Origin of the sequence: Paenibacillus antri (genome assembly GCF_005765165.1) — a bacterium.
Classification (GTDB): domain Bacteria; phylum Bacillota; class Bacilli; order Paenibacillales; family YIM-B00363; genus Paenibacillus_AE; species Paenibacillus_AE antri.
This window is the reverse complement of record NZ_VCIW01000057.1, coordinates 1-1,243: the sequence shown is the minus strand read 5'-3', so window position 1 is coordinate 1,243 and position 1,243 is coordinate 1. Positions and strand designations below refer to the sequence as shown.

The window sequence follows — 1,243 nt, the reverse complement described above, 5'->3', positions numbered from 1 at the left end:
CCTCCGGCGGAATCGCCGCCCGCGCCTCCGGCACGACGAGCGCCCGCGGGTCCGCGAATTGCGCCGCCGCCGCCGCGTCCGGGAACGCCTCTTCGATCCGGGCCTTGTAGCTCGCCTTCTGTACGACGCCGAGCACCGTCACGCCGAGCGCCGAGCCGATCGTCCGGAAGAACGTGATCAGCGAGATCGCCGTCCCCTTGTACTGCGGCGGCAGTCCGTGCAGCACCGAGATGTTCAGTACGACGAAGTTCACCCCGATGCCGAGGCCCACGAGCACCATGTACATCGTCACGACCCACCGCGGCGTGTCGACCGTCATCGTGCCGAGCAGCACCATGGAGACGGCCAGAATCACCGTCGAGATCAACATAATGTTCCGGTACGACATCCGGCTCACGAGCGGGCCGCCGACCATGCTGCTCACGACGACCGCCAGCATCATCGGCGTCAGCGTCATGCCCGCCGCGCTCGCCGATTCGCCGTAGACGCCTTGGATGAACAGCGGAATGTACGTCGCCCCCGACACCATCAGGATGCCGTAGAAGAAGCCGATCGCCTGGCTCGCCGTGAACAAGCGATTCTTGAACAGCTTCAGCTCGACGATCGGATCCGCCGCCCGCCGCTCCGCGACGAAGAACAGAACGAACGCGACGGCGAACAGCGCGAACAAGCCGATGATTTGCGGCGAGCCCCAGCCGTACGTCTCCGCGCCGCCGAGCTCGATCGCGAACATGAAGCCGAGGATGGCCGCGACGAGCGTCGTCGCGCCGAACCAGTCGATGCGCTGGCGATTCGCGGCTTTGCTCTCCCGGTAGCCGAGCTGGATGAGCGTCAGCGCGACGATGCCGATCGGCACGTTGATGTAGAACACCCACCGCCAGTCGATGTAGTCGGTGATGTACGCGCCGAGCGACGGGCCGAACACGCTCGACAGCCCGAACACGGCGCCGAACAAGCCGTTCATCTTGCCGCGCTTCTCCGGCGGAAAGACGTCGAAGATGACGGCGAAGGCGATCGGCATGAGCGCCCCGCCGCCGATGCCTTGAATCGCTCGATAGGCGATCAGCTGCTCCATCGTGGCGGCGACGCCGCACAGCACCGAGCCGAGCAGGAAGACGACGAGCCCGAGCTGGAAAAACAGCTTCCGCCCGTAGATGTCCGACAGCTTGCCGAAGATCGGCGTGGCGATGACGGTCGCGATCATGTAAGCGGAGAACACCCAGACGTAATACTCGTACCCGCC

1 protein-coding gene is annotated in these 1,243 nt (G+C 65.3%); it reads right to left on the bottom strand.

Translation table 11 applies throughout. The annotated features are described in order from the left end of the window. Positions 1-1,243 (bottom strand): MDR family MFS transporter (locus tag FE782_RS31975; protein ID WP_138198426.1); only part of this gene is annotated, 1,243 nt, incomplete at both ends.